At 72.4% G+C, this 22741-nt stretch carries 19 protein-coding genes; 15 read left to right on the top strand and 4 right to left on the bottom strand.

The features are described 5' to 3' along the window. The first annotated feature begins 207 nt into the window (after positions 1 to 207). From AC6EH9_RS16080 to narI, 4 genes are read left to right on the top strand one after another with little or no spacing between them, the layout of a single operon-like run. On the top strand, positions 208 to 3903 hold the full coding sequence (locus AC6EH9_RS16080; RefSeq protein WP_498424506.1) for a nitrate reductase subunit alpha: 3696 nt from the start codon (positions 208 to 210) through the stop codon (positions 3901 to 3903). Then, the gene (gene narH / locus AC6EH9_RS16075; protein ID WP_498424494.1) at positions 3903 to 5573 is read left to right on the top strand and encodes a nitrate reductase subunit beta; all 1671 of its coding nucleotides are present in this window, start codon (positions 3903 to 3905) and stop codon (positions 5571 to 5573) included. The genes AC6EH9_RS16080 and narH overlap by 1 nt, the downstream gene beginning before the upstream one ends. Beyond that, on the top strand, positions 5570 to 6319 hold the full coding sequence (gene narJ / locus AC6EH9_RS16070) for a nitrate reductase molybdenum cofactor assembly chaperone (protein WP_498424492.1): 750 nt from the start codon (positions 5570 to 5572) through the stop codon (positions 6317 to 6319). Before narH ends, narJ begins: the two co-directional genes overlap by 4 nt. Position 6320: 1 nt before the next feature. Then, positions 6321 to 7046 carry a respiratory nitrate reductase subunit gamma gene (gene narI / locus AC6EH9_RS16065; RefSeq protein ID WP_498424490.1) on the top strand — a complete coding sequence of 242 codons (726 nt, stop codon included), beginning with the start codon at positions 6321 to 6323 and terminating at the stop codon, positions 7044 to 7046. Between the two features lie 129 nt (positions 7047 to 7175). Here the strand turns inward: narI and AC6EH9_RS16060 are convergent, their stop codons facing one another. Continuing rightward, the gene (locus AC6EH9_RS16060; RefSeq protein WP_498424489.1) at positions 7176 to 7646 is read right to left on the bottom strand and encodes a hypothetical protein; all 471 of its coding nucleotides are present in this window, start codon (positions 7644 to 7646) and stop codon (positions 7176 to 7178) included. Further along, positions 7643 to 7933: a helix-turn-helix transcriptional regulator gene (locus AC6EH9_RS16055; protein ID WP_498424487.1), complete on the bottom strand. Its 291-nt coding sequence runs from the start codon at positions 7931 to 7933 to the stop codon at positions 7643 to 7645. Before AC6EH9_RS16055 ends, AC6EH9_RS16060 begins: the two co-directional genes overlap by 4 nt. A gap of 133 nt (positions 7934 to 8066) precedes the next feature. On the opposite strand from AC6EH9_RS16055, the gene AC6EH9_RS16050 reads away from it, so the two are divergent. The 4 genes from AC6EH9_RS16050 (at position 8067) to AC6EH9_RS16035 (ending at position 12161) form a co-directional block, all read left to right on the top strand. Beyond that, positions 8067 to 8639 (top strand): nucleotidyltransferase family protein, encoded by a 573-nt coding sequence (locus AC6EH9_RS16050; protein WP_498424485.1) that lies wholly within the window; start codon positions 8067 to 8069, stop codon positions 8637 to 8639. Positions 8640 to 8840: 201 nt separating this feature from the next. Further along, the gene (locus AC6EH9_RS16045) at positions 8841 to 9869 is read left to right on the top strand and encodes an AAA family ATPase (RefSeq protein ID WP_498424484.1); all 1029 of its coding nucleotides are present in this window, start codon (positions 8841 to 8843) and stop codon (positions 9867 to 9869) included. Beyond that, positions 9866 to 11029, top strand: a complete 1164-nt coding sequence (locus AC6EH9_RS16040; RefSeq protein WP_498424482.1) for a vWA domain-containing protein — start codon at positions 9866 to 9868, stop codon at positions 11027 to 11029. The genes AC6EH9_RS16045 and AC6EH9_RS16040 overlap by 4 nt, the downstream gene beginning before the upstream one ends. Beyond that, positions 11022 to 12161, top strand: coding sequence for an XdhC family protein (locus tag AC6EH9_RS16035; RefSeq protein ID WP_498424481.1), 1140 nt, complete (start codon positions 11022 to 11024; stop codon positions 12159 to 12161). The genes AC6EH9_RS16040 and AC6EH9_RS16035 overlap by 8 nt, the downstream gene beginning before the upstream one ends. 43 nt (positions 12162 to 12204) lie before the next feature. On the opposite strand, the gene AC6EH9_RS16030 is transcribed toward AC6EH9_RS16035, so the two are convergent. After that, positions 12205 to 13797 (bottom strand): MFS transporter, encoded by a 1593-nt coding sequence (locus AC6EH9_RS16030; RefSeq protein WP_498424480.1) that lies wholly within the window; start codon positions 13795 to 13797, stop codon positions 12205 to 12207. A gap of 113 nt (positions 13798 to 13910) precedes the next feature. On the opposite strand from AC6EH9_RS16030, the gene AC6EH9_RS16025 reads away from it, so the two are divergent. The 7 genes from AC6EH9_RS16025 (at position 13911) to AC6EH9_RS15995 (ending at position 21921) form a co-directional block, all read left to right on the top strand. Further along, positions 13911 to 14459 (top strand): TetR/AcrR family transcriptional regulator, encoded by a 549-nt coding sequence (locus tag AC6EH9_RS16025; protein ID WP_498424479.1) that lies wholly within the window; start codon positions 13911 to 13913, stop codon positions 14457 to 14459. Positions 14460 to 14489: 30 nt separating this feature from the next. Further along, positions 14490 to 15776 (top strand): transcriptional regulator, encoded by a 1287-nt coding sequence (locus AC6EH9_RS16020; protein WP_498424478.1) that lies wholly within the window; start codon positions 14490 to 14492, stop codon positions 15774 to 15776. Positions 15777 to 15896: 120 nt separating this feature from the next. Next, positions 15897 to 16403 carry a (2Fe-2S)-binding protein gene (locus AC6EH9_RS16015; RefSeq protein ID WP_498424477.1) on the top strand — a complete coding sequence of 169 codons (507 nt, stop codon included), beginning with the start codon at positions 15897 to 15899 and terminating at the stop codon, positions 16401 to 16403. Continuing rightward, positions 16400 to 18901, top strand: a complete 2502-nt coding sequence (locus AC6EH9_RS16010; protein WP_498424475.1) for a xanthine dehydrogenase family protein molybdopterin-binding subunit — start codon at positions 16400 to 16402, stop codon at positions 18899 to 18901. The genes AC6EH9_RS16015 and AC6EH9_RS16010 overlap by 4 nt, the downstream gene beginning before the upstream one ends. After that, positions 18898 to 19752 carry an FAD binding domain-containing protein gene (locus AC6EH9_RS16005; protein ID WP_498424474.1) on the top strand — a complete coding sequence of 285 codons (855 nt, stop codon included), beginning with the start codon at positions 18898 to 18900 and terminating at the stop codon, positions 19750 to 19752. The genes AC6EH9_RS16010 and AC6EH9_RS16005 overlap by 4 nt, the downstream gene beginning before the upstream one ends. A gap of 5 nt (positions 19753 to 19757) precedes the next feature. After that, positions 19758 to 20519: an SRPBCC family protein gene (locus tag AC6EH9_RS16000; RefSeq protein WP_498424473.1), complete on the top strand. Its 762-nt coding sequence runs from the start codon at positions 19758 to 19760 to the stop codon at positions 20517 to 20519. A gap of 247 nt (positions 20520 to 20766) precedes the next feature. Beyond that, positions 20767 to 21921 (top strand): hypothetical protein, encoded by a 1155-nt coding sequence (locus AC6EH9_RS15995; protein WP_498424472.1) that lies wholly within the window; start codon positions 20767 to 20769, stop codon positions 21919 to 21921. A gap of 124 nt (positions 21922 to 22045) precedes the next feature. Here the strand turns inward: AC6EH9_RS15995 and AC6EH9_RS15990 are convergent, their stop codons facing one another. After that, a complete protein-coding gene (locus AC6EH9_RS15990; protein WP_498424470.1) occupies positions 22046 to 22687 on the bottom strand; it encodes an alpha-ketoglutarate-dependent dioxygenase AlkB in 642 nt (213 codons plus the stop codon). Positions 22688 to 22741 lie beyond the last annotated feature (54 nt).

The following is a 22741-nucleotide window of genomic DNA, read 5'->3' as shown; positions in this document are numbered from 1 at the left end:
TGCTTGCATGGGGGTCGGCAAGGTAAAGCGGACGTCGCTAAGCATCGGGGTACTCAGCTCCGTGGATATAGGGACATTCGGCCCGTTCTGGCCAGGATAGGGTCCCTATTCAGGCTGGCAGAAGGGCCCCCAAAGGCCCGCACGCAAGGGGAGAGAAACGTGAGCACTGAGGTCCAGCCCGAGGGAAAGCGGAGCAAGCAGGCGGGAATGGACGGCGGGTTCTCCGACGCCATGGTGCGCAGCCGGCGGTTCTTCACCAAGGCCAAGGTCAGCGCGGATCTGCGCACCCTGCACCGCACGGGTGGGCGGGGGGCCGACGACTTCTACCGCGACCGCTGGAGCCACGACAAGGTCGTCCGCTCCACGCACGGGGTCAACTGCACCGGCTCCTGCTCGTGGAAGGTCTACGTCAAGGACGGGATCATCACCTGGGAGACCCAGCAGACCGACTACCCGTCGGTCGGCCCGGACTCGCCGGAGTACGAGCCGCGCGGATGCCCCCGTGGCGCGGCGTTCTCCTGGTACACCTACTCGCCGACCCGGGTGCGCTACCCCTACGTGCGCGGCGTGCTCCAGCAGATGTACCGCGAGGCCAAGTCCCAGCACGGCGGCGACCCGGTCAAGGCGTGGGCGCACATCGTCGACAACCCCCAGCGCGCGAAGGCCTACAAGTCGGCCCGCGGCAAGGGCGGCCTGGTCCGGGCGAGCTGGGAGGAGGCCACCGAGATGGTGGCGGCCGCCTACGTGCACACGATCCGCAAGTGGGGCCCCGACCGCGTGGCCGGCTTCTCGCCGATCCCCGCGATGTCGATGGTCTCGCACGCCTCGGGCGCCCGCTTCACCTCGATGATCGGCGGCTCGATGCTGTCGTTCTACGACTGGTACGCCGACCTGCCGGTGGCCTCGCCGCAGGTCTTCGGCGACCAGACCGACGTGCCGGAGTCCGGCGACTGGTGGGACGCCGGCTACCTGATCATGTGGGGCTCCAACGTCCCGGTCACCCGCACCCCCGACGCGCACTGGATGACCGAGGCGCGCTACCGCGGCCAGAAGGTCGTCGTGGTGGCCCCCGACTACGCCGACAACGTGAAGTTCGCCGACGAGTGGCTCGCGATCGCGCCCGGCACCGACGGCGCCCTGGCGATGTCGATGGCGCACGTGATCCTCAAGGAGTTCTTCGTCGACCGGCAGACGCCGTACTTCACCGAGTACACGAAGAAGTACACCGACCTGCCCTACCTGGTCGCCCTCGACGAGGTCGCCGGAGAGGGCGCCGGCGTGTTCCGCCCCGGCAAGTTCCTCACCGCCTCGGACCTGCCCGAGCACGCCGGCGAGGAGAACGCCCACTTCAAGACCGTGCTCGTCGACGCCCGCACCGGGCAGCCGGTGGTCCCCGGCGGGTCGCTGGGGCACCGCTTCGGCGAGAGCGGAGCCGGACACTGGAACCTCGAGCTCGGCGACGTCGACCCGCAGCTGAGCCTGCTCGAGCCCGGCGCCGAGACGGTGCTGGCCGAGCTGCCCCGCTTCGACAACGTCGACGGCACGCCGGGCTCGCTGACCCGCGCGGTGCCGGTACGGCGCGTGGCCGGCCGGCTGGTCACCACGGTCTTCGACCTGATGCTGGCCCAGTTCGGCGTCGGGCGTGAGGGGCTGGCCGGCGACTACGCGACGTCCTACGACGACGCCAGCGCGCCGTACACCCCGGCCTGGCAGGAGACCGTCACCGGCGTCTCGGCCTCGGCCGCGGCCCGGATCGCGCGGGAGTTCGCGCAGAACGCCGAGGAGTCCAAGGGTCGCTCGATGATCCTGATGGGCGCCGGCACCAACCACTGGTTCCACTCCGACACGATCTACCGCGGCTTCCTCGCGCTGACCACGCTGACCGGCTGCCAGGGCGTCAACGGCGGCGGCTGGGCCCACTACGTCGGGCAGGAGAAGTGCCGTCCGGTCACCGGCTGGGCGCAGCTGGCGTTCGGGCTGGACTGGATGCGCCCGCCGCGGCAGATGATCCACACCGCGTACTGGTACCTGCACACCAACCAGTTCCGCTACGACCACTTCGCCGCCGACGTGCTCTCGGCGAAGACCGGCAGCGGGAAGCTGGCCGGGATGAGCACCGCCGACGTGATCGCGAAGAGCGCGCGGATGGGCTGGATGCCGTCCTACCCGACGTTCAACCGCAACCCGATCGAGGTCTCCGCGGAGGCCGCCGCCGCCGGCCGGCCGGTGGCCGAGCACGTGGTCGAGCAGCTCAAGAGCGGCGAGCTGCGCTTCGCCGCGGAGGACCCCGACTCCCCGGAGAACTTCCCGCGGATCCTGTCGATCTGGCGCGCCAACCTGCTCGGCTCCTCGGGCAAGGGCAACGAGTACTTCCTCAAGCACCTGCTCGGCACCGACAACTCGCTGCGCGCCACCGAGGCGGCGCCGAGCCAGCGGCCCACCGAGGTGGACTGGCACGAGGAGGCCCCCGAGGGCAAGCTCGACCTGCTGCTGACCCTCGACTTCCGCCAGACCAGCACGACGATCTTCTCCGACGTCGTGCTGCCGGCCGCGACGTGGTACGAGAAGCACGACCTCAACACCACCGACATGCACCCCTTCATCCACTCGTTCAACCCGGCGATCGCGCCGCCGTGGCAGACCCGCACCGACTGGGACGCCTGGCAGGTGATCGCCGACAAGTTCAGCGAGCTCGCGGCCACCCACCTGGGCACCCGCAAGGACGTCGTGGCGGTGCCGCTGCTGCACGACACCCCGGACGCGATGGCCAACCCGCACGGCGTGGTGGCGGACTGGAAGCACGGCGAGTGCGAGCCGGTGCCGGGCGTGACGATGCCCAAGATCGTCGAGGTGGAGCGCGACTACGCCGCGATCGGCGCGCAGATGAAGGCGCTCGGGCCGCTGCTGGACAAGCTCGGCACGACGACCAAGGGCGTCACCTACGACGTCACCAAGTCCATCGAGTACCTCAAGCACAAGAACGGCACCGTGCGTGGCGGCCCGGCCGACGGGCGCCCGTCGCTCAAGCGCGACGTGCACGCCTGCGAGGCGATCCTCGCGCTGTCGGGCACCACCAACGGCCACCTCGCCACCCAGGGGTTCAAGACCCTGGAGAAGCGCACCGGCACGCTGCTGCACGACCTGGCGGCCGAGCACGAGGGCAAGCAGATCACCTTCGCCGACACCCAGGCGGCGCCGGTGCCGGTGATCACCTCGCCGGAGTGGTCGGGCTCGGAGACCGGCGGGCGGCGCTACTCGCCGTTCACCATCAACGTGGAGCGGCTCAAGCCCTGGCACACGCTCACCGGGCGTCAGCACTTCTACCTCGACCACGACTGGATGACCGAGCTGGGCGAGTCGCTGCCGGTCTACCGGCCGCCGCTGAACATGGGGGCGCTGTTCAGCGAGCCCGCCATCGGCGAGATGGGGGAGTCGCACGGCCAGCTCAGCGTGACCGTGCGCTACCTGACCCCGCACAACAAGTGGTCGATCCACTCCGAGTACCAGGACAACCTGTTCATGCTCTCCCTCTCGCGGGGCGGGCAGACGATCTGGATGAGCGACAAGGACGCCGAGAAGGTCGGCGTCGAGGACAACGACTGGATCGAGGCGGTGAACCGCAACGGCGTCGTCGTCGCGCGGGCGATCGTCTCGCACCGGATGCCGGAGGGCACCGTCTACATGCACCACGCACAGGACCGGCTGATCGACGTACCGCTCGCGGAGACGTCGGGCAAGCGCGGCGGCATCCACAACTCGCTGACCCGGATCCTGGTCAAGCCCAGCCACCTGATCGGCGGGTACGCCCAGCTGGCGTTCGCCTTCAACTACCTCGGCCCCACGGGCAACCAGCGCGACGAGGTCACCGTCATCCGCAAGCGCTCGCAGGAGGTGACCTACTGATGAAGGTCATGGCGCAGATGGCGATGGTGATGAACCTCGACAAGTGCATCGGGTGCCACACCTGCTCGGTCACCTGCAAGCAGGCGTGGACCAACCGCGCCGGCACCGAGTACGTCTGGTTCAACAACGTCGAGACCCGACCCGGCCAGGGCTACCCCCGCACCTACGAGGACCAGGAGGAGTGGAAGGGCGGCTGGGAGCTCAACAAGCGCGGCCGGCTCAAGCTCAAGGCCGGCGGCCGGATGAAGAAGCTCGCCACGATCTTCTCCAACCCCAAGATGCCCTCGATCCAGGACTACTACGAGCCCTGGACCTACGACTACGCCACGCTCACCGACGCCCCGGCGCAGGAGCACACCCCGGTGGCGCGGCCCAAGTCGCTGCTCACCGGCAAGAACATGAAGATCGAGTGGTCCTCGAACTGGGACGACAACCTCGGCGGCTCCAAGGCCACCGAGAAGCACGACCCGATGCTGGCGAAGATCGCCGACAAGGTGAAGTTCGAGTTCGAGCAGACCTTCATGTTCTACCTGCCACGGATCTGCGAGCACTGCCTCAACCCGTCGTGCGCGGCGTCGTGCCCGAGCGGGGCGATCTACAAGCGCTCCGAGGACGGCATCGTGCTCGTCGACCAGGACAAGTGCCGCGGCTGGCGGATGTGCGTGTCGGGCTGCCCCTACAAGAAGATCTACTTCAACCACCGCACCGGCAAGGCCGAGAAGTGCACGTTCTGCTTCCCGCGCATCGAGGTCGGCCTGCCGACGGTGTGCTCGGAGACCTGCGTGGGCCGGCTGCGCTACATCGGCCTGGTGCTCTACGACGCCGACCGCGTGCTGGAGGCGGCCTCGGTCGAGGACGACCACGAGCTCTACGAGGCACAGCGCTCGGTGCTGCTCGACCCCAACGACCCCGAGGTGATCCGGGCCGCCGAGCGCGAGGGCATCCCGCGCGACTGGATCGACGCCGCCCAGCGCTCGCCGATCCACGCGCTGATCAACACCTTCAAGGTGGCGCTGCCGCTGCACCCGGAGTACCGGACGATGCCGATGGTCTGGTACATCCCGCCGCTCTCGCCGGTCATCGACGTGGTCAAGGAGACCGGCGAGGACGCCGAGGACACCGGCAACCTGTTCGCGGCCATCGACGCCCTGCGGATCCCGATCGAGTACCTCGCCGAGCTCTTCACCGCCGGTGACGTGGCGCCGGTCGACCGCGTGTTGAAGAAGCTCGCGGCGATGCGCTCCTACATGCGCGACATCAACATGGGCCGCGAGCCGAACGCGGCGATCCCGGCCGCGGTCGGGATGAGCGAGGAGGAGATGTACGACATGTACCGCCTCCTGGCGATCGCGAAGTACGACGAGCGCTACGTCATCCCGGCGGCGCACGCCGAGCAGGCGCACTCGCTGGAGGAGCTGGCCACCGAGTGCTCGCTGGACTACGACGGCGGGCCGGGGATGGGCGGCTCGGGTCCGTTCGGGGAGGGGTCGGGGGCGCCCACGCCGATCGCGGTGGAGAACTTCCAGATGCTGCGCGATCGCCAGACCGCCGACTCGTTCGCCGCGCCGGACAACAAGAGCGCCCGGGTCAACCTGCTCAACTGGGACGGCAAGGGGGCGCCCACGGGGCTGTTCCCGCCCAAGCCGGACAGTGAGGGCGGGGCGCGATGAGGACCCGGCTGCGGCCCCGCCCACGGGCGGGACGCCGCGAGCTGACCTCCGAGGAGCTGACGCTGGCCTGGCAGTCGGCCTCGCTGCTGCTGGACTACCCCGGCGACGAGCAGGACCTCGACGTCGTACGCCGGGCGGTGCCGCACCTGCCGGCGAGCGTCGGGGAGCCGCTGGCCCGGTTCCTGGCCCACCGCGACGCCACCGACCTGCGCCAGCTGCAGCAGGACTATGTGGAGACCTTCGACTCGCGGCGACGCTGCAACCTGTTCCTCACCTACTTCGCGCACGGGGACACCCGCAAGCGGGGGATGGCGCTGCTGCGCTTCAAGCAGGCCTACCAGGCCTCGGGCGTCGAGCTCGACGACTCCGAGCTGCCCGACCACCTGTGCGTGGTGCTCGAGTACGCCGCGTGCGTGGACCAGGAGCAGGGCCGCCAGCTGATGCTCGACCACCGCGCCGGCCTGGAGCTGCTGCGGATCGCGCTGAGCGACCTGGGCTCGCCCTGGGCCGAGGTGATGGAGGCGGTGTCGGCGACGCTGCCGCCCCTGGAGGGCGAGGAGCGCGAGGCCGTGCGCCGGCTCGCCGCCGAGGGGCCTCCCGAGGAGGAGGTCGGCCTCACGCCGTACGGAACGCCGCAGTTCGACGCGGCGCTGAGTGACCGGATGGGGGGCCGACGGATGCCCCCGCCGACCGGCGGGGTCGTGGACCTGCCGATGCCCTCCCTGCCGACCCGACGAGGAGCCTGACATGGACCAGTTCCTGTGGGTGGTCTTTCCCTACCTGTGCCTGGCGACCTTCGTGGTCGGCCACTTCTGGCGCTACCGCTACGACAAGTTCGGCTGGACCACCCGGTCCTCCCAGCTCTACGAGGACCGGATGCTGCGCCTGGGCTCGCCGCTGTTCCACTTCGGGATGCTCGGCGTCGTCGGCGGTCACGTGATCGGCCTGCTGATCCCGCGCTCGTGGACCGAGGCGGTCGGTATCGACGACCACCTCTACCACTATCTGGCGGTCGGCGGTGGCCTCGTCGCCGGCATCGCGGCCACGGTCGGGATGGTCATCCTGATCTACCGCCGGCGCACCGTGGGGCCGGTGTTCTCGGCGACCACGCGGATGGACAAGGTCATGTACGCCTTCCTCGGGGTGGTGATCTTCCTCGGGATGTGGAACACCATCGCGGGCTCGATCTTCACCCTGGGCGGGGAGTACAACTACCGGGAGGGGGTGTCGGTCTGGTACCGCTCCTTCCTGGCGTTCACGCCCGACGCCGCACTGATGGCCGAGGCGCCGATCGGCTTCCAGCTGCACGCGCTGACCGCGTTCATGCTGTTCGCGCTGTGGCCCTTCACCCGGCTGGTGCACGTCTTCAGCGCCCCGGTGGGCTACCTGACCCGGCCCTACATCGTCTACCGCAGCCGCGACGACCAGCTCGGCAGCCACCGACCCCGCCGAGGCTGGGACAAGGTCGGCTGACGAGTCGGCGCGAGCTCGCGTCGTACGGCGGTCGAGTCGGCGTGAGCTCGCGTCGCACGGGGGGCGAGTCGGCGTGAGCTCGCGTCGTAGGGCGGTCGAGTCGGCGTGAGGTCGCGTCGGCCGCTCGGCTCAGAGGCCGTGCTCGTCCAGCTCCGCGGCCTGGAGGCGCGTTCGCCAGGCGAGCAGGAACGTCGGCGTCGCGGCGGTGAGCAGCAGCGCCGCCAGAACGAGCGGCCCGAGCTGGGCGAGCAGCTCGGGCCGCCCGCGCTCGGCCAGCCGGTCGGCGGTCGCGGCGAGCGGGTACAGCACGGTCAGCGAGCCCAGCGCCACGGCGTAGCCGGCGTTGCGGGCCAGGTTGCGTTGGGCGAGCTCGTACTCGTCCACCTCGTCGACTCGGCGCTCGGCGATGTCACCGATCAGCTTGCGGCAGCCCAACCAGCAACCGCCCAGCACCAGGAGAGTGGCGCCCCCCGCCCAGCCGTAGGGCTGCTGCTGGGCCGCGATGAGGGCGACGAACACCAGCCAGGCGGCCGTGCCGACCAGAGCGGTCGTGGGGGCCAGGGAATGGCGACGGGTCGGGGTCAGCGTCTGCTTGGTCATGTCGGGTCCTCCTGAGAGTTCTGGGGGCTCTGGGTCCGGTAGCCCGCGGTGATCGACGGGAACGGCTCCCGGCTGAAGACCGCCTCGATCGGTACGCCGAACACCTCGCAGATACTCATCGCCAGGTGAAGGCTGGGGGAGTGGTCCCCGCGTTCGAGGGCGCCGATCGTCTGCGGGTTGACGCCGACTCGCTCGGCCAGTGCGGCCCGCGAGAGGGCCCGCTCTGCGCGCAGCACCGCCACGCGGTTGTGGATCGGTCTCGCGTCCTTGCGCCTACGCCCTGTCACACGTCGAACTTAGGTGGAGGAACATTAGGCCGTCAACACATATCGTCGGAAAAACAGAACGAAATGTTGTGTAAACCCAACGCCGTGGATTCCCGGCCACGCTGAGGCGGCTGGGGTGTGTGAGGCTTGGCCGGTGACCACCGGACTACTCCTCGCAGCCGGAGCCGGACGTCGGATGGGGACTCCCAAGGCGCTCGTGCGCGACGCGGACGGTACGTCGTGGCTGCTGCGCAGCCTCGCGGCGCTGCGCCTGGGGGGATGCGCCGGCCTCACGGTGGTGCTCGGCGCATCCGCCGCCGACGCCCGCGCCCTGCTGGACGAGGCCGGTGAGGACGTCGACGTGGTGCTCGCCCACGACTGGGCCGAGGGGATGGGCGCCTCCCTGCGCGCCGGCCTCGCCTCGCTGGGGTCCGCAGAGGACGTCGCCCTCGTCTCCCTCGTGGACCTGCCCGACGTCGGGCCCGAGGTCGTCGCCCGCCTGCTCGCCGCGGGGCCGGCTCCTGGGCCCACGACCCTGCGGCGCGCGTCGTACGCCGGCGTGCCCGGGCACCCGGTGCTCCTCGGCCGTGCGCACTGGGCCGGCATCGCGTCCAGCGCCACCGGGGACCGCGGGGCACGGGAGTACCTGGCCGCCCGCGAGGTGAGCCTCGTGGAGTGCGCCGACCTGGCCACCGGGCGCGACGTGGACACCCCCGGCCACGTCTGAGCGCCGACTCGGCGCCCCTACGTCGCGAGTTCACGCCGACTCGGCGCCTGTACGGCGCGAGTTCACGCCGACTCGGCCCGGATACGGCGCGAGTTCACGCCGACTCGGCGCCTGTACGGCGCGAGTTCGCCGACTGGGTGGGGTGGGGTTCGTCAAGTGCTGCCAACCGGGATCCAACGTGCGGCTGAGTAGCCTTGCCGGATGCAGTCCCCGTCACACTCCTCCGGTCCGGTCGCGCCTCCCGTGGAGCCGGTGCGCCCGGCCGGCTCGGCCCACCCTCGCGGAGCCGCGTCAGCCGCCACCGCGTCCGCCACCCCGGTGTCCGCCGCCTCGATGCCCCCGGCGGCCTCGGCGTCCTTCGCCGACCCCGCCGACGTGGCGCAGCGGCTCTCGGCCACCGGCTACGTCACCGACGAGTCCCTGGCGACGGTGCTCTTCCTGGCGCTGCGGATGGAGCGTCCGCTGCTGCTGGAGGGCGAGCCCGGGACGGGCAAGACCGCGCTGGCCGAGGCGCTGGCGCAGGTGCTCGGGGTGCCGCTGATCCGGCTGCAGTGCTACGAGGGGATCGACGCCACCCAGGCGCTCTACGACTGGGACTTCCCCCGCCAGATCCTGCACCTGCGGGCGCTGGAGGCGACCGGCGCCGCCGGCCACGGGGTGGAGGAGGCCGAGAAGACCCTCTTCAGTGAGCGGTTCCTGCTGGCGCGCCCGGTGCTGGCCGCCCTGCAGGCCAGCCCGGCGGTGCTGCTGGTGGACGAGGTGGACCGCGCCGACGACGAGTTCGAGGCGTTCCTGCTCGAGGTGCTCTCCACCTACCAGGTGACGATCCCCGAGATCGGCACCGTGAAGGCCGCGACCCCGCCCATCGTCGTGCTCACCTCCAACCGCACCCGCGAGCTGCACGACGCGCTCAAGCGGCGCTGCCTCTACCACTGGATCGACCACCCCGGCCTGGAGCGTGAGGTGGAGATCCTGCGCACCCGCTCCCCGGAGGTCTCCGAGACGCTGGCCCGCCAGGTGGTCGTCGCCGTCCAGCAGCTGCGCGAGGGCCACGACCTGCTCAAGCCGCCCGGGGTCGCCGAGACCCTCGACTGGGCCCGCGCCCTGACCATGCTGGGCGCCGAGGACCTCGACCTCGCCACCGCCTCGGCGACGCTCGGCGCTCTGGTCAAGTACCGCGAGGACCACGACCGGGTCCGCGCCGCGCTCGATCGGATGCTGGCCGGGTGACGAGCGCCGCGCAGGCCGGCACCGTCGGCGGCGCCGACGCGATCCTGCTCGGGTTCTCCCGGGCGCTGCGGGCGGCCGGGGTCGCCGTCACCCAGGACCGTGCGCACGCCTTCCTCGACGCCGTCGCCCTGCTCGGACTCGGCGACCGGCCCGCGACCTACCGGGCCGGGCGCGCCACCCTGTGCGGCAGCCCCGAGGACCTCGAGCGCTACGACCAGGTCTTCGAGGCCTGGTTCAACCCCCGCGACGCCCTGCCGCGCCCGCGCAGCTCCGACGACCCACCGGCGCTCTCCTTCGCCTCCCTGCCCGAGCGTGAGCCCGAGGGCGGCGAGGACGGCGACGGCGAGGAGCCCGACGCGGTGCGCGCCGCCGCCAGCGCGGTCGAGATCCTGCGTCACCGCGACGTGGCCACGCTCTCGGTCGCCGAGCGGCAGCGCCTCACCGCGCTCTTCGCGCGGCTGCACCCGCGGGCCCCGACCCGCCGTACCGCCCGGCACCGCACCTGGCGCCGCGGCGACATCGACGCCTCGCGGACCCTGCGCGCCAGCCTGCGCCGGATGGGCGAGCCCGCCGAGGTGGTCCGGCGCCGGCGCGGGCTGCGCGCGCGCCGGGTGGTGCTGCTGATCGACGTCTCCGGCTCGATGGAGGCGTACGCCGACGCGCTGCTGCGCCTCGCGCACCGCTTCGCCTGCGCCCAGAGCACGACCCGCGGGGGGCGCGTCACGCGCGGCGGGGTCGAGGTCTTCACCATCGGCACCCGGCTCACCCGGATCACCGAGGCGCTGCGCCTGCGCGACCCCGAGCGAGCGCTGGTGGCCGCCGGTGCCACCGTGCCCGACTGGTCGGGCGGGACCCGGCTCGGGGAGTCGTTGAAGGTCTTCCTGGACCGCTGGGGCGCGCGGGGGATGGCCCGCGGAGCCGTGGTGGTCGTGCTCAGCGACGGCTGGGAGCGCGGCGACACCACGCTGCTGGCCGAGCAGATGGCGCGGCTGCACCGGCTGGCGCACCGGGTGGTGTGGGTCAACCCGCACCGCGGCAAGGCCGGCTACGAGCCGGTGCAGCAGGGCGTGGTGGCGGTGCTGCCCCACGTCGACGACTTCCTCGCGGGCCACTCGCTCGCGACGTACACGGAGCTGGTGGAGGTGGTCGCACGTGCGTGAGGTGCTACCGGAGCTGATGGGCTGGTGGGAGGCCGGCGAGACGGTCGGGATGGGCACCGTGGTGGCCACCTTCCGCTCGGCGCCGCGCCCGCCCGGCGCGTCGATGCTGGTCGGGCCGGACGGGACGGCCGTCGGCTCGGTCTCCGGGGGCTGCGTCGAGGGCGCGGTCTACGAGGCCGCCCAGCAGGTCGCCGTGGACGGGACACCGCTCCTGGAGCGCTACGGCGTCTCCGACGACGACGCGTTCGCGGTCGGGCTGACCTGCGGCGGCATCCTCGACGTGTACGTCGAGAAGGTGAGCCGCGAGACCTTCCCCGAGCTCGCCGAGATCGCCGCCGACGTCGAGGCCGGCCGTCCGGTCGCCGTCGCCACCGTCGTGGACCACCCGGACCCCGCGTGGGTCGGTCGGCGGATGCTGGTGCGCCCCGAGGACTCCACCAGCCAGGTCGTGGAGCGCAGCGGCTCCCTGGGCAGCCCGCGCGCGGACGCGGCCGTACACGACGACGCGCTCGGCCTGCTCGCCTCCGGGCACAGCGAGGTGCTGGGCTACGGGCCGGACGGGGAGCGCCGCGGCGAGGGCATGCGGGTCTTCGTGTGGGCCTTCGCGCCCAAGCCCCGGATGCTGGTCTTCGGCGCGATCGACTTCGCCGCGGCGGTGGCCCGGGTGGGCAGCTTCCTGGGCCACCACGTGACCGTCTGCGACGCCCGGCCGGTGTTCGCCACCAACAGCCGCTTCCCGCACGCCGACGAGGTGGTCGTGGACTGGCCGCACCGCTACCTCGAGGCGGAGGTCGAGGCCGGGCGCATCGACGGGCGCACGGTGATCTGCGTGCTCACCCACGACCCCAAGTTCGACGTGCCGCTGCTCGAGGTGGCGCTGCGCCTGCCCGACGTGGCCTACGTCGGGGCGATGGGGTCGCGACGCACCCACGAGGACCGGCTGGCCCGGCTGCGCGAGATCGGACTGGGCGAGGTCGAGCTGGCCCGGCTGTCCTCGCCGATCGGACTCGACCTCGGCGCGCGCACCCCGGAGGAGACCGCGGTGAGCATCGCCGCCGAGATCATCGCCCGGCGCTGGGGCGGCTCGGGTGAGCCGCTGGCTGCGACGCGGGGGCGCATCCACGGCGAGTGAGCGCAGGCCCGCGATCGGCGGACGGGGCCCCGCCGGGCCCGGCTCAGCCGGTGCGCCCGCGCAGTGCCCGATGCGCCCCCGCGGCGGTGGCGAGGGTGACGACGAGGGCGATCACGGCGGTGGCGGTGACCCCGGCGTCGAAGGCGTGCCGCGCGGAGTCGAGCAGAGCCCCGCCGGCCCCGGCGGGCAGCTCCGCGGCCACCTCGCTCGCGCCGCCGAGCGTCGCCCGGGCCTGCTCGGCCTGCGCCGCGGTCAGGTCCGCGGGCACGCGCACCCCGGTGCTGTAGGCGACGTTCAGGATGCTGCCCAGGACCGCGGTGCCGAGCACCGCCCCGATCTCGTAGGCCGTCTCCGAGATCGCCGACGCGGCGCCCGACTTGGTCGCCGGGACCGCGGAGAGGGCCAGGTCGTTGGCGACGGTCTCGGCCAGGCCGACGCCGATCCCGAGCAGGCAGAACGCCGCCATCAGCACCACCGCGGAGCCGGTGTGCCCGGCCGCGGCCACCACGGCGTACGCCGACGCGCTCGAGCCCAGGCCGACCACGGCGATCGTCGCCGGCGCGAACCGGCGCGCCAGCGGCACCACGGCCAGGCCGGCCACCACGGTCAGGCCGAGCCCGGGCAGCAACCACACGCCCGCCTCGACGGGCCCCATCCCGGCGACCAGCTGCAGGTGCTGGGCGAGGAAGTACAGGAAGCCGACGAACGCGAACAGGCTGAACATGTTCACCGCGAGCGCGCCGGAGAAGACCGGGTTGGCGAAGAGTCGCACGTCGAGCATCGGGGTGGCGCGCGCCAGCTGGCGCCGGACGAACACCACGCCGGCGCCGATGCCGGCCGCCACCAGCAGGGCCGGGCCGAGCCACTCGCCCGAGGCCGCGGCGTGCTTGACGGCGTAGACGATCGGGAGCATCGCCGCCACCACCAGCACGATGCTGACCGGGTCGACGGGGCCGGGCGCGGGGTCGCGTGACTCGGGCACCAGCAGCGGTGCGGCGACGAGCAGCGGCACCAGCATCACCACCGCGAGCAGGAAGATCGAGCCCCACCAGAAGTGCTCGAGCAGCCAGCCGCCGAGGATCGGCCCGAGCGCGGCACCGGCCGAGAACCCGGTCGCCCAGATCGCGATCGCGGTACGACGCTCGCCGGGGTCGGTGAAGACGTTGCGCAGCAGCGCCAGCGTCGCCGGCATCAGCATCGCGCCGAAGACGCCGAGCAGCGCGCGGGCGGCGACCAGGGCGCCGGCCGTGGGCGCAAACGCCGCCGCCGCCGAGGTCGCCGCGAAGCCCACCGCGCCCAGCAGCAGCAGCCGGCGCCGGCCGATCCGGTCGCCGAGGCTGCCCATCGGGATCAGCAGCGCCGCCAGCACCAGCGGGTAGACGTCGATGATCCACAGCACCTGGGTGCTCGAGGGCCCCAGGGCCCGGGTGATCGCGGGCACCGCGAAGCTCAGCACGGTGTTGTCCACCGAGACCAGCAGCACCGGCAGCATCAGCACCGCGAGCGCCGCCCACCGGCGGCCGGCCCCGGGTCGGTGGGTGCCGGACCGGTCGCTGGAGGCCGTCCGGGTGGGCCTCACGGAGCGAGCGGGACGGGCGGGGGACACATCGCGCAGCGCGACGTCGAGCATGGTCATGGCGGGGCGGTCCTGCGACTTTCGGGGGATGGGTGCAACCCATAACTGTACCGTCTGGACGGTTTACTAAGGAATCGGGATCGGCGCTCTGTACACGGGGATAGGGTCCTGGCATGTCCCGCCCGCCCCATGCCCGGCTCAAGGTGCTCGACGCGTACGCCGCACTGCTGTGCGAGGAGGGCGACCGGGGCGCCACCCTCGAGGCGACCGCGGCGCGCGCGGGGGTCTCCAAGGGCGGCCTGCTCTACCACTTCCCGTCCAAGGAGGCGCTCGCCGACGCCGTCCTGGTGCGGCTGCGCGAGGTCGTCGAGGAGGACCTCGCGGCGATGGCGTCCGCGGAGGAGGGGCCGGCTCGCCACTACGTCCGCACGTCCTGCCTGACCGGCACCGATCTCGACACCTACTTCGGCGCCGTGCTGCGCCTGGCCCAGGCCGGACACGCCTCCGCGGTGGAGGCGCTCGACGAGGTGCACCGCGACTGGCTGGAGCTGATCCGCAGCGAGGTCGGCGACACCTACGCGGCCGAGGCGATCATGCTGATCGGCGAGGGGCTCTACTACCACACGACGCTGCCCGGGTCCTGGTCGCGCGGGACGTTCGTGGCCTCCCTGGACCAGCTGCTGCTGCAGGTCGACCGGATCCGGGACGGCGCGCTACCGTGACCGGGGTCACATGCCCCGGGAGGCCTCACGGTGGACACGCGCAGCGAGCTCCTCGCCCGTCGGCGCGCCGCGGTGCGCGCCTGGTCCGACTTCGTCGCAGGCGCTGACGCGGGCTCGGCTCCGGGATCGGACTCGGGCTCGGGCTCGCGCCGGCCCGGCGCGCCGACGCCGGTGCGCCCGGAGATCCTGAGCAGCTGGCGTCGCTCGGGAAGCGCGCTGCCCGCCGAGGTCCGCCAGGCCCCGATGGTCGACGAGGGGGAGCTGGCCGAGCGCTGGCGCGGCTCCCCGCTGCAGCGCGCGGTCGCCCGGGTCGAGGACGAGCTGCGCCGTACCGCCGAGGACGGCGACCTGGTGCTCGCGGTCACCGACGCCCGGACCCGCATCCTGTGGACGTACGGCGGGCGGGTGATGCGCCGCAAGGCCGAGAGCGTCAACTTCGTCGCCGGCGGACGCTGGGACGAGGCGAGCGTGGGCACCAACGCCCTGGACCTGGCCCAGCGCCACGACGCGCCGGCGATGGTCTTCAGCGCCGAGCACTACGCCCCGATCGTGCACAACTGGGTGTGCTGGGCGGCGCCGCTGCACGACCCGGTCACCGGCGCCACGCTCGGCGTGGTGGACCTCTCCACGACCTGGGACCGGACCCACCCGATCGGGCTGGCCACCGCCCGGGTGCTGGCCCGGCTGATCGAGACCGCGATGCCCCAGCCCGAGCGCCCCGCGCGGCAGCCGGCGATCGCGCACGAGGCCGGCGCCGGACTCGAGCTGCACCTGCTGGGCCGGGCCGAGGCGTCCTTGGACGGGGTCCGGCTGCTGCTCAACCGGCGCCAGAGCGAGATCCTGGCGCTGCTCGCGCTGCACCCCGAGGGGCTTTCGCTCGAGCAGCTGCACGCGCTGGTCTACGGCGACTCCCCGGTGACGCTGTCCACGCTCAAGGCCGAGGTGTCGCACCTGCGGCAGGCGCTCGGCGGCCGGCTGGCCTCGCGGCCCTACCGGCTGCTGATGCCGGTGGCCACCGACGTCGACGAGGTGCTGCGCTGCGTGCGCCAGGGGCGGATCGCGGACGCGGTCGAGGCCTATCGCGGCGACCTGCTGCCCGGCACCGCCTCGCCCGCGCTCAGCGAGCTGGCCGACTACGTCGCCGTCGCCGTGCGCGAGGGGCTGCTGGCCGACCCCGAGCCCGGCGCGGTGCTGCGCTACGCCGAGCGAGCGCCGTACGACGTGGAGGTCGTGGAGGCCGCGCTGGCCGCGCTCGGCGACAGCCCGCACCCGGCCCGGCCGCTGCTGAGGGGGCGGCTCGCGGCCGCTCGCCGCTGAGCCAACCTTCGGCCAACCTCGCGGGTCTAGCCTGCCCAGCGTGTGAGCGCGATCACAGCCCGCGCTCACCGCTGCTCGTCACCGCGCGTTCCCGCCGGCCCGTTCACCCAGGAGTCGCTCATGGCCAGGATCAACCTCACCGTCGACGGCGCCCGCGTCAGCGACGACGTCGAGCCCCGCATGCTGCTCGTGCACTACCTGCGCGAGAAGCTCGGCAAGACCGGCACCGTGATCGGGTGCGACACCAGCAACTGCGGCGCCTGCACGGTGCACCTCGACGGACGCAGCGTGAAGTCGTGCAACGTGCTCGCCGTCCAGGCCGACGAGGCCGAGGTGCTGACCATCGAGGGTCTGGCCGTCGACGGGCAGCTGCACCCGGTGCAGGAGGCCTTCCGTGAGTGCCACGGACTGCAGTGCGGCTACTGCACGCCGGGGATGATCATGCAGAGCGTCGACCTGCTCAACGAGAACCCCCACCCCAGCGAGCAGGAGATCCGCGAAGGCATCGAGGGGAACCTCTGCCGGTGCACCGGCTACCACAACATCGTCCGGGCGGTGCAGCACGCCGCCGCTCAGGGCGCACCCGAGGGTGCCCCCGCCGGGGCCGGCGCAGGGGAGGCCCGATGACCCTCACCGACGAGCCCCAGGTCGCCGCGGTCCCCGAGATCGGGCGCGACCGGCGCCGCAAGGAGGACCAGCGGCTGATCACCGGGCGGACCCGCTGGACCGACAACCTCCAGCTCACCGGGATGCTGCACCTGGCGATGGTGCGCAGCCCCTACGCCCACGCCCGGATCCTCAACATCGAGACCGCCGACGCCAAGGCGGCGCCCAACGTGGTCACCGTGGTCACCGGCCGCGACGTCGCCGACGTGCAGGGCTCGCTGCCCAACGCCTGGCCGATCACCCCCGACCAGGTCGCCCCCGAGCACCCGCCGGTCGCGGTCGACCGGGTCAGCTTCGCCGGCGAGATCGTCGCGGTGGTGGTGGCCCGTACGGCGGCCGAGGCGCGCGACGCGGCCGAGCTGGTGGACGTCGACTACGAGGAGCTGCCCGCCGCGCTCGAGCTCAAGGCCGCGGCCGCGGCGACCCCCGAGAACGGCGGCGCGCTGGCCCACCCCGACCTCGGCACGAACAGGTCCGCGCTGTGGGTCTTCGACTCCGCCGAGGCCGGCACCGGCAGCTCCGCCGACGCGGCCATCGACCGGGCCCGCACCGACGGCATCGTGCTCGAGCGCGAGTACCGCCAGCAGCGGCTGATCCCGGCCTTCATGGAGCCCCGCTCGGTCGTGGTGGACCCGACCGGCGAGCAGACCACGATGTGGTCGGCGACCCAGATCCCGCACATCCTGCGCTACCTGCTGGCCGCGGTGACCGGGGTGTCGGAGGCCAAGATCCGGGTGATCGCCCCCGACGTCGGCGGCGGCTTCGGCGGCAAGCTGCAGGCCACCCCGGAGGAGTTCATCACCTTCGTGCTGGCGCGCCGGCTGGGCCGGCCGCTGAAGTACACCGAGACCCGCTCGGAGTCGCTGATGGCCGGGCACCACGGCCGCGACCAGTGGCAGAAGATCACCCTCGCCGCCGAGAAGGACGGCACCGTCACTGGCCTCAAGGTCGAGCTGCTCGCCGACCTCGGCTCGCACGTCTCGCTGGTCGGCGGCGGCGTGCCGGTGCTCGGCGCGTTCATGTTCAACGCGATCTACAAGTTCCCCGCCTACCACTTCTCGGTGCAGACCGTGCTGACCAACAAGACCTGGACCGACGCCTACCGCGGCGCCGGGCGCCCGGAGGCGACGTTCGCCATCGAGCGGATCATGACCGAGCTCGCCGACGAGCTGGGCGTGGACCCGCTGGAGATCCGGGAGAAGAACTGGATCCGCCACGAGGAGTTCCCCTTCACCACCGTCGCCGGGCTCGAGTACGACTCCGGCAACTACGAGAAGGCCACCGCGCTGGCCAAGGAGCACTTCGGCTACGACGAGCTGCGCGCCGAGCAGCAGCGCCGCCGCGAGACCAAGGACCCGATCCAGCTCGGCATCGGCGTCTCGACGTTCACCGAGATGTGCGGGCTGGCGCCCTCGCGGGTGCTGGGCTCGCTGGACTACGGCGCGGGCGGCTGGGAGCACGCCTCGGTGCGGATGCTGCCGACCGGCAAGGTCGAGGTGACCACCGGCGCCTCCGCGCACGGGCAGGGCCACGAGACCGCCTTCAGCCAGATCGTCGCGGACCGGCTCGGCGTCGCCTTCGAGGACGTCGAGGTGCTGCACGGCGACACCATGGTCGCGCACAAGGGGCTCGACACCTACGGCTCACGCTCCCTGGTGGTCGGCGGCGAGGCGCTGGTCCGGGCCGCCGACAAGGTGATCGACAAGGCCAGGCCGATCGCGGCGCACCTGCTCGAGGCCGCGGTGGACGACATCGAGTTCAGGGACGGCCGGCTGTCGGTGCGCGGCACCGACAACGGGCTGGCGCTGGCCGAGGTCGCGCTCGCCACGTTCGCCGCGCACAACCTGCCCGACGGAGTCGAGGCCTCGCTGGACTCCGACGCCACGTTCGACCCGGTGAACTTCAACTACCCGCACGGCACCCACCTGTGCGCGATGGAGGTCGACACCGAGACCGGCGCGGTGAAGATGCGCAAGTACACCTGCGTCGACGACATCGGCACCATCGTCAACCCGCTGATCGTCGAGGGCCAGGTGCACGGCGGGCTGGTGCAGGGCATCGCCCAGGCGCTGTGGGAGGAGGCGGTGCACGACGAGGCCGGCACGCTGGTCTCCGCATCGTTCGTCGACTACCTGGTGCCCACCGCCGCGGACACGATCAGCTTCGACGTGGACCACACCACCACCCCGGCGCTGACCAACACGCTCGGCACCAAGGGGGTGGGTGAGGCCGGCACCATCGCCTCCACGCCCGCCGTGGTCAACGCGGTCGTCGACGCCCTCAAGCCGTACGGCGTGCGCGACATCCGGATGCCGTGCACCCCCGAGCGGGTCTGGCGCGCGATCCAGCAGGGCTCCGCGGGCGCCCACGAGCCCACCACCGAGGCAGCCGCACCGCACTTCGACACCGGGACCGGCATGTCCGGGACCGCCGACCGCACGGACGGAGCAGGCCAGTGATCCCCGCCCAGTTCGACTACGTCGCGCCCACCACCGTCGAGGAGGCCCTCGGCCTGCTCGCCGCGCACGGCGACGACGCCAAGATCATCGCCGGCGGGCAGAGCCTGCTGCCGGTGCTGCGGATGCGGCTCAACGCACCCGAGATGGTGATCGACCTGCGCCGCATCGACGCGCTGCGGGGGATCCGCGACGACGGCGACGCCCTCGTCGTCGGTGCGATGACCACCCACGACCAGGTCGGCAAGGACCCGCTGGTGGCCCAGCACGCGGCGCTGGTGACCCGCGCCATCGGGCACCTGGCCGACGCCCAGATCCGCCACCGTGGCACCTTCGGCGGTGCGCTCGCGCACGCGGACCCCGCCGGTGACCTGGGGGCGCCGGCGCTGGCGCTGGGCGCGCAGTTCGTGATCGCGAGCGGCGCCGGCTCCCGCACGGTGGCGGCCGACGACTTCTTCGAGGACTTCATGACCACCGCGATCGCCGACGACGAGATCCTCACCGAGATCCGGCTGCCCAAGCACACCGGCTGGGGGGCGCACTACGAGAAGTTCGTCCGGGTCGCGCACCAGTGGCCGATCGTGGCGGTCGCGGCGACGGTGCGCGCCGAGGGCGGGACCATCGCCGAGGCCCGGGTGGGGCTGACCAACATGGGCTCCACGCCGTTGCGGGCCCGCGCGGTGGAGGAGGCGCTGGTCGGCCAGCCCGCCACCGACGACGCCGTACGGCGTGCGGCGGCCGCGGTGACCGAGGGCACCAACCCGCCCTCGGACCTCAACGGCGACGCCGACTACCGCCGCCACCTCGCCACCGTGCTCACTCGGCGGGCCGTGCTCGCCGCCGCGGGGGCCTGAGGCGGATGGAGCTGACCCACGAGTTCACGGTGCCGGCCTCGGTCGAGGAGACCTGGGCCGCGCTCAACGACATCGAGTCGGTGGCCGGCTGCTTCCCCGGGGCGGTGGTCTCCTCGGTGGAGGGGGACAGCTTCCACGGCTCGGTCAAGGTCAAGCTGGGTCCGATCGCGCTGGTCTACAACGGCACCGGCACCTTCGTCGACAAGGACGAGGCCGCCCACGTCATGAAGATCGCCGCCAAGGGCAAGGACAAGCGCGGCAACGGCACGGCCGGCGCGGACGTGGTCGCCTCGATGACGGCCGAGGCGACGGGCACCCGGGTCACGGTGGTCACCGACCTGGCGATCACCGGCAAGCCCGCGCAGTTCGGGCGCGGGGTGATCCAGGAGGTCAGCGAGAAGCTGCTGCACCAGTTCGTGGACTGCCTGCAGCAGCGGGTGGGCGCGTCGCAGGAGATGGTTGCGGGGGACGACGCCGCCGAGGAGGCCGCGGAGGTGGCTCCGGCGGCGCCTGCTCCGCCTGGTCCGGCAGTCGCTGCGCCCGCGCCCGCCGCGGCGGCGCCCTCGGCGCGGGCGGTGGATCCCGGGCCGGCCTCGGACCGGGTCAGCGGCGGGCCCCAGGGCGAGGCGCTCGACCTCGGCGCGGCGGTGCTGCCGGTGCTGGTGAGGAGCTACGCCAAGCCGGCCCTGGCCGGGTTGGCCGGTGCGGTGCTGTTCTACTGGCTGGGTCGGCGCCGGGGGCGGCGCGGCTGCGACTGCCGGAGCTGAGCCGGGTCTGGCGGGGGCGGTCGGGAGGTGGCCGCCCACGCCCCTCAGATGCCGACGATTCTTGACTCTGCAACGACTTGGCACTCAGCCAGCATCAATTCGCAGCATCCCGTGACGCCACCCTGCAACAAGCGCCCGATCAGGCTACCGTCGCCGATGGTGACGCCGCCGTTCTACAGCCCCGTCTGCCGCCACTGAACACTCGATTGCCAACAGATGTTCACTTCAAGACGGGTTAGGGGCGCCAGTGGGCGAGGTTGAGGTGCAGCGGCAGAAGCTGCAGCGGGCGTGGCGGCGCACGGACTGGTCGGAGCTGTTCTTGGAGTTCCGACCCGACCAGGCGCTAGCGGACTCGGACGTGGACGTGGTCACGCTCTTCGAAGGCGTGCTCGAGCTGGCTGCCCAGGACATGGACGCGGCCGGGCTGGAGGAGGAGATCGGCGTCGTGTGCGTCGGCGCCTCCGACAAGGGCCCCGTCGCCGCCCTCGACGACAAGGGTGGCACCCCACCGGCGTTCGAGGCCTGGATGGACTCCTTCACCCGCCACGCTGAGGCCGCCGGCCTGAGCGGGACCCTGGGCGTGGCACCCGAGGCTCGACACCCGGCCGGGCTCCCCTCCCCCCTCGACTCACCGTGGATCCCCGCCTGCTTCGTCGCCTACCAGGTTGTCGAGGAGAGCACGCTCACCACCCACCAGGCCCGCTCCGAATGGCTGGTGCCCGAGGACCTCACTCGCCAGATCGTCACCCAGGCAGTCGAGTGGGCACAACGCGACCGCGCCCGGATCTACGTGCGCCGCGAGCTGCACACCTTCGAGACCGGACCCGACGTCGCGCCCCTCCTCCGCTCAGCTCTGGCACACCCCAAGACCAGGGCTGGCTTGCGGAGCGTGGGGCCACGCCGGGGCGAGTTCAACGACATCCAGTTCAGCGTCCACGGCACCGTCGTGCAGCAGTGCGGCGCGCCCGGCCTGGACCTCGAAGCGCTAATCGGCCGGCTGCTCGCACCCGTCGTTGCCCAGCGCGGGATCGTCCGGCAGGCCTTCATCCGCTCCACCCGAGCCCTGCCACAGACCTGGGAAGACTTCAAGATCGGCCCCGGTCCGCACCCTCCAGTCGATATCGCGCAGCGGATCTACCACCTGCTGGAGACCTACGCCGTCGACGCCCACGGCGTCCAGGTCCTCACCGACGCCCACCTCGAGAAGGCCCACGACCTCACCGACTGGGACATCACCCCTCTGGGCGACCAACGCCACCTCGTACGCCACCGCGACGCCCACGCCTTCTACACCCAACAACCAGACCCCGACCTCATCGCCAGCGCCCGCCACGACTTTGGCCCGATGCTCCTCACCGAGCAGACCCTCCGCGAGAACCCAAAGCCCTGGGCTCGCGGATAGCAGCACGACAAGCGGCGAGTACGTGGCCCGTCTCGTGCGCCTGACGGGATGGTGCAGTCGTCGCCTGTTGCCGCAACTTCGCATGTCAACCTGCTGGAACTGCGGCCTCAGTTCCGCCTGTTCCTCAGAAGACGTGGCGCGGGCGGAACTGCACCGACAGCCGCGGCCCGGCGTGGGCGACCTTGGGCACCGCGTGCTCCCAGGTGCGCTGGCACGATCCGCCCATCACCAGCAGGTCGCCGTGGCCCATCGTGAAGCCCGTCGAGCCGCCCCCGCCGCCACGCGGCCGCAGGGCCAGCCGGCGCGGGTCGCCCACCGAGATGATCGCGACCATCGTGTCCTGGGTGCGCCCGCGGCCGAACGTGTCGCCGTGCCAGGCCACCGAGTCGCGCCCGTCGCGGTAGTAGCAGCACCCGGCGGTCAGGAACGGCTCGCCGAGCTCGGGGCGGTAATACTCCGAGAGCGCGTCGCGCGCCTGCTCGAGGACCGGATGCGGCAGCGGCGCCCCGATCCCGTAGGTGTACACCAGCCGCGGCACGTCCACGACCCGGTCGTACATCTCGCGTCGCTCGGCGCGCCACGGCACCTCGCTGACCAGCGCCTCGAAGAGCTCGTCGGCCCCGGCGACCCAGTCGCGCCGTACGTCGACCCACGCGCCGCGGCTCAGCGCCGTACGCTCGACCGCACCGGACAGCGGCAGCACCTGGGCCCGTCCGCCGCCCAGGGTCTGCGGGTCGGCGGCGAAGAGCGTCCCTTGGAAGTCCATCGCGCCAGCGTAGCGCGGATCGAACGCTTGTTCGATGAGGCTTGGCGTGTCGGT

Source organism: Nocardioides sp. Z21_20 (assembly GCF_059766585.1).
This window is presented reverse-complemented; position numbering and strand designations above follow the sequence as displayed.

Excerpts from the sequence above, each read along its gene's own strand:
- AC6EH9_RS15990 (WP_498424470.1), bottom strand. The coding sequence starts at position 22,687 with ATGGACTTCCAAGGGACGCTCTTCGCCGCCGACCCGCAGACCCTGGGC.
- AC6EH9_RS16025 (WP_498424479.1), top strand. The coding sequence starts at position 13,911 with ATGTCCCGCCCGCCCCATGCCCGGCTCAAGGTGCTCGACGCGTACGCC.
- AC6EH9_RS16000 (WP_498424473.1), top strand. The coding sequence starts at position 19,758 with ATGGAGCTGACCCACGAGTTCACGGTGCCGGCCTCGGTCGAGGAGACC.
- narI (WP_498424490.1), top strand. The coding sequence starts at position 6,321 with ATGGACCAGTTCCTGTGGGTGGTCTTTCCCTACCTGTGCCTGGCGACC.
- AC6EH9_RS16010 (WP_498424475.1), top strand. The coding sequence starts at position 16,400 with ATGACCCTCACCGACGAGCCCCAGGTCGCCGCGGTCCCCGAGATCGGG.
- AC6EH9_RS16030 (WP_498424480.1), bottom strand. The coding sequence starts at position 13,797 with ATGACCATGCTCGACGTCGCGCTGCGCGATGTGTCCCCCGCCCGTCCC.
- narH (WP_498424494.1), top strand. The coding sequence starts at position 3,903 with ATGAAGGTCATGGCGCAGATGGCGATGGTGATGAACCTCGACAAGTGC.
- narJ (WP_498424492.1), top strand. The coding sequence starts at position 5,570 with ATGAGGACCCGGCTGCGGCCCCGCCCACGGGCGGGACGCCGCGAGCTG.
- AC6EH9_RS16045 (WP_498424484.1), top strand. The coding sequence starts at position 8,841 with ATGCAGTCCCCGTCACACTCCTCCGGTCCGGTCGCGCCTCCCGTGGAG.
- AC6EH9_RS16060 (WP_498424489.1), bottom strand. The coding sequence starts at position 7,646 with ATGACCAAGCAGACGCTGACCCCGACCCGTCGCCATTCCCTGGCCCCC.
- AC6EH9_RS16015 (WP_498424477.1), top strand. The coding sequence starts at position 15,897 with ATGGCCAGGATCAACCTCACCGTCGACGGCGCCCGCGTCAGCGACGAC.
- AC6EH9_RS16080 (WP_498424506.1), top strand. The coding sequence starts at position 208 with ATGGACGGCGGGTTCTCCGACGCCATGGTGCGCAGCCGGCGGTTCTTC.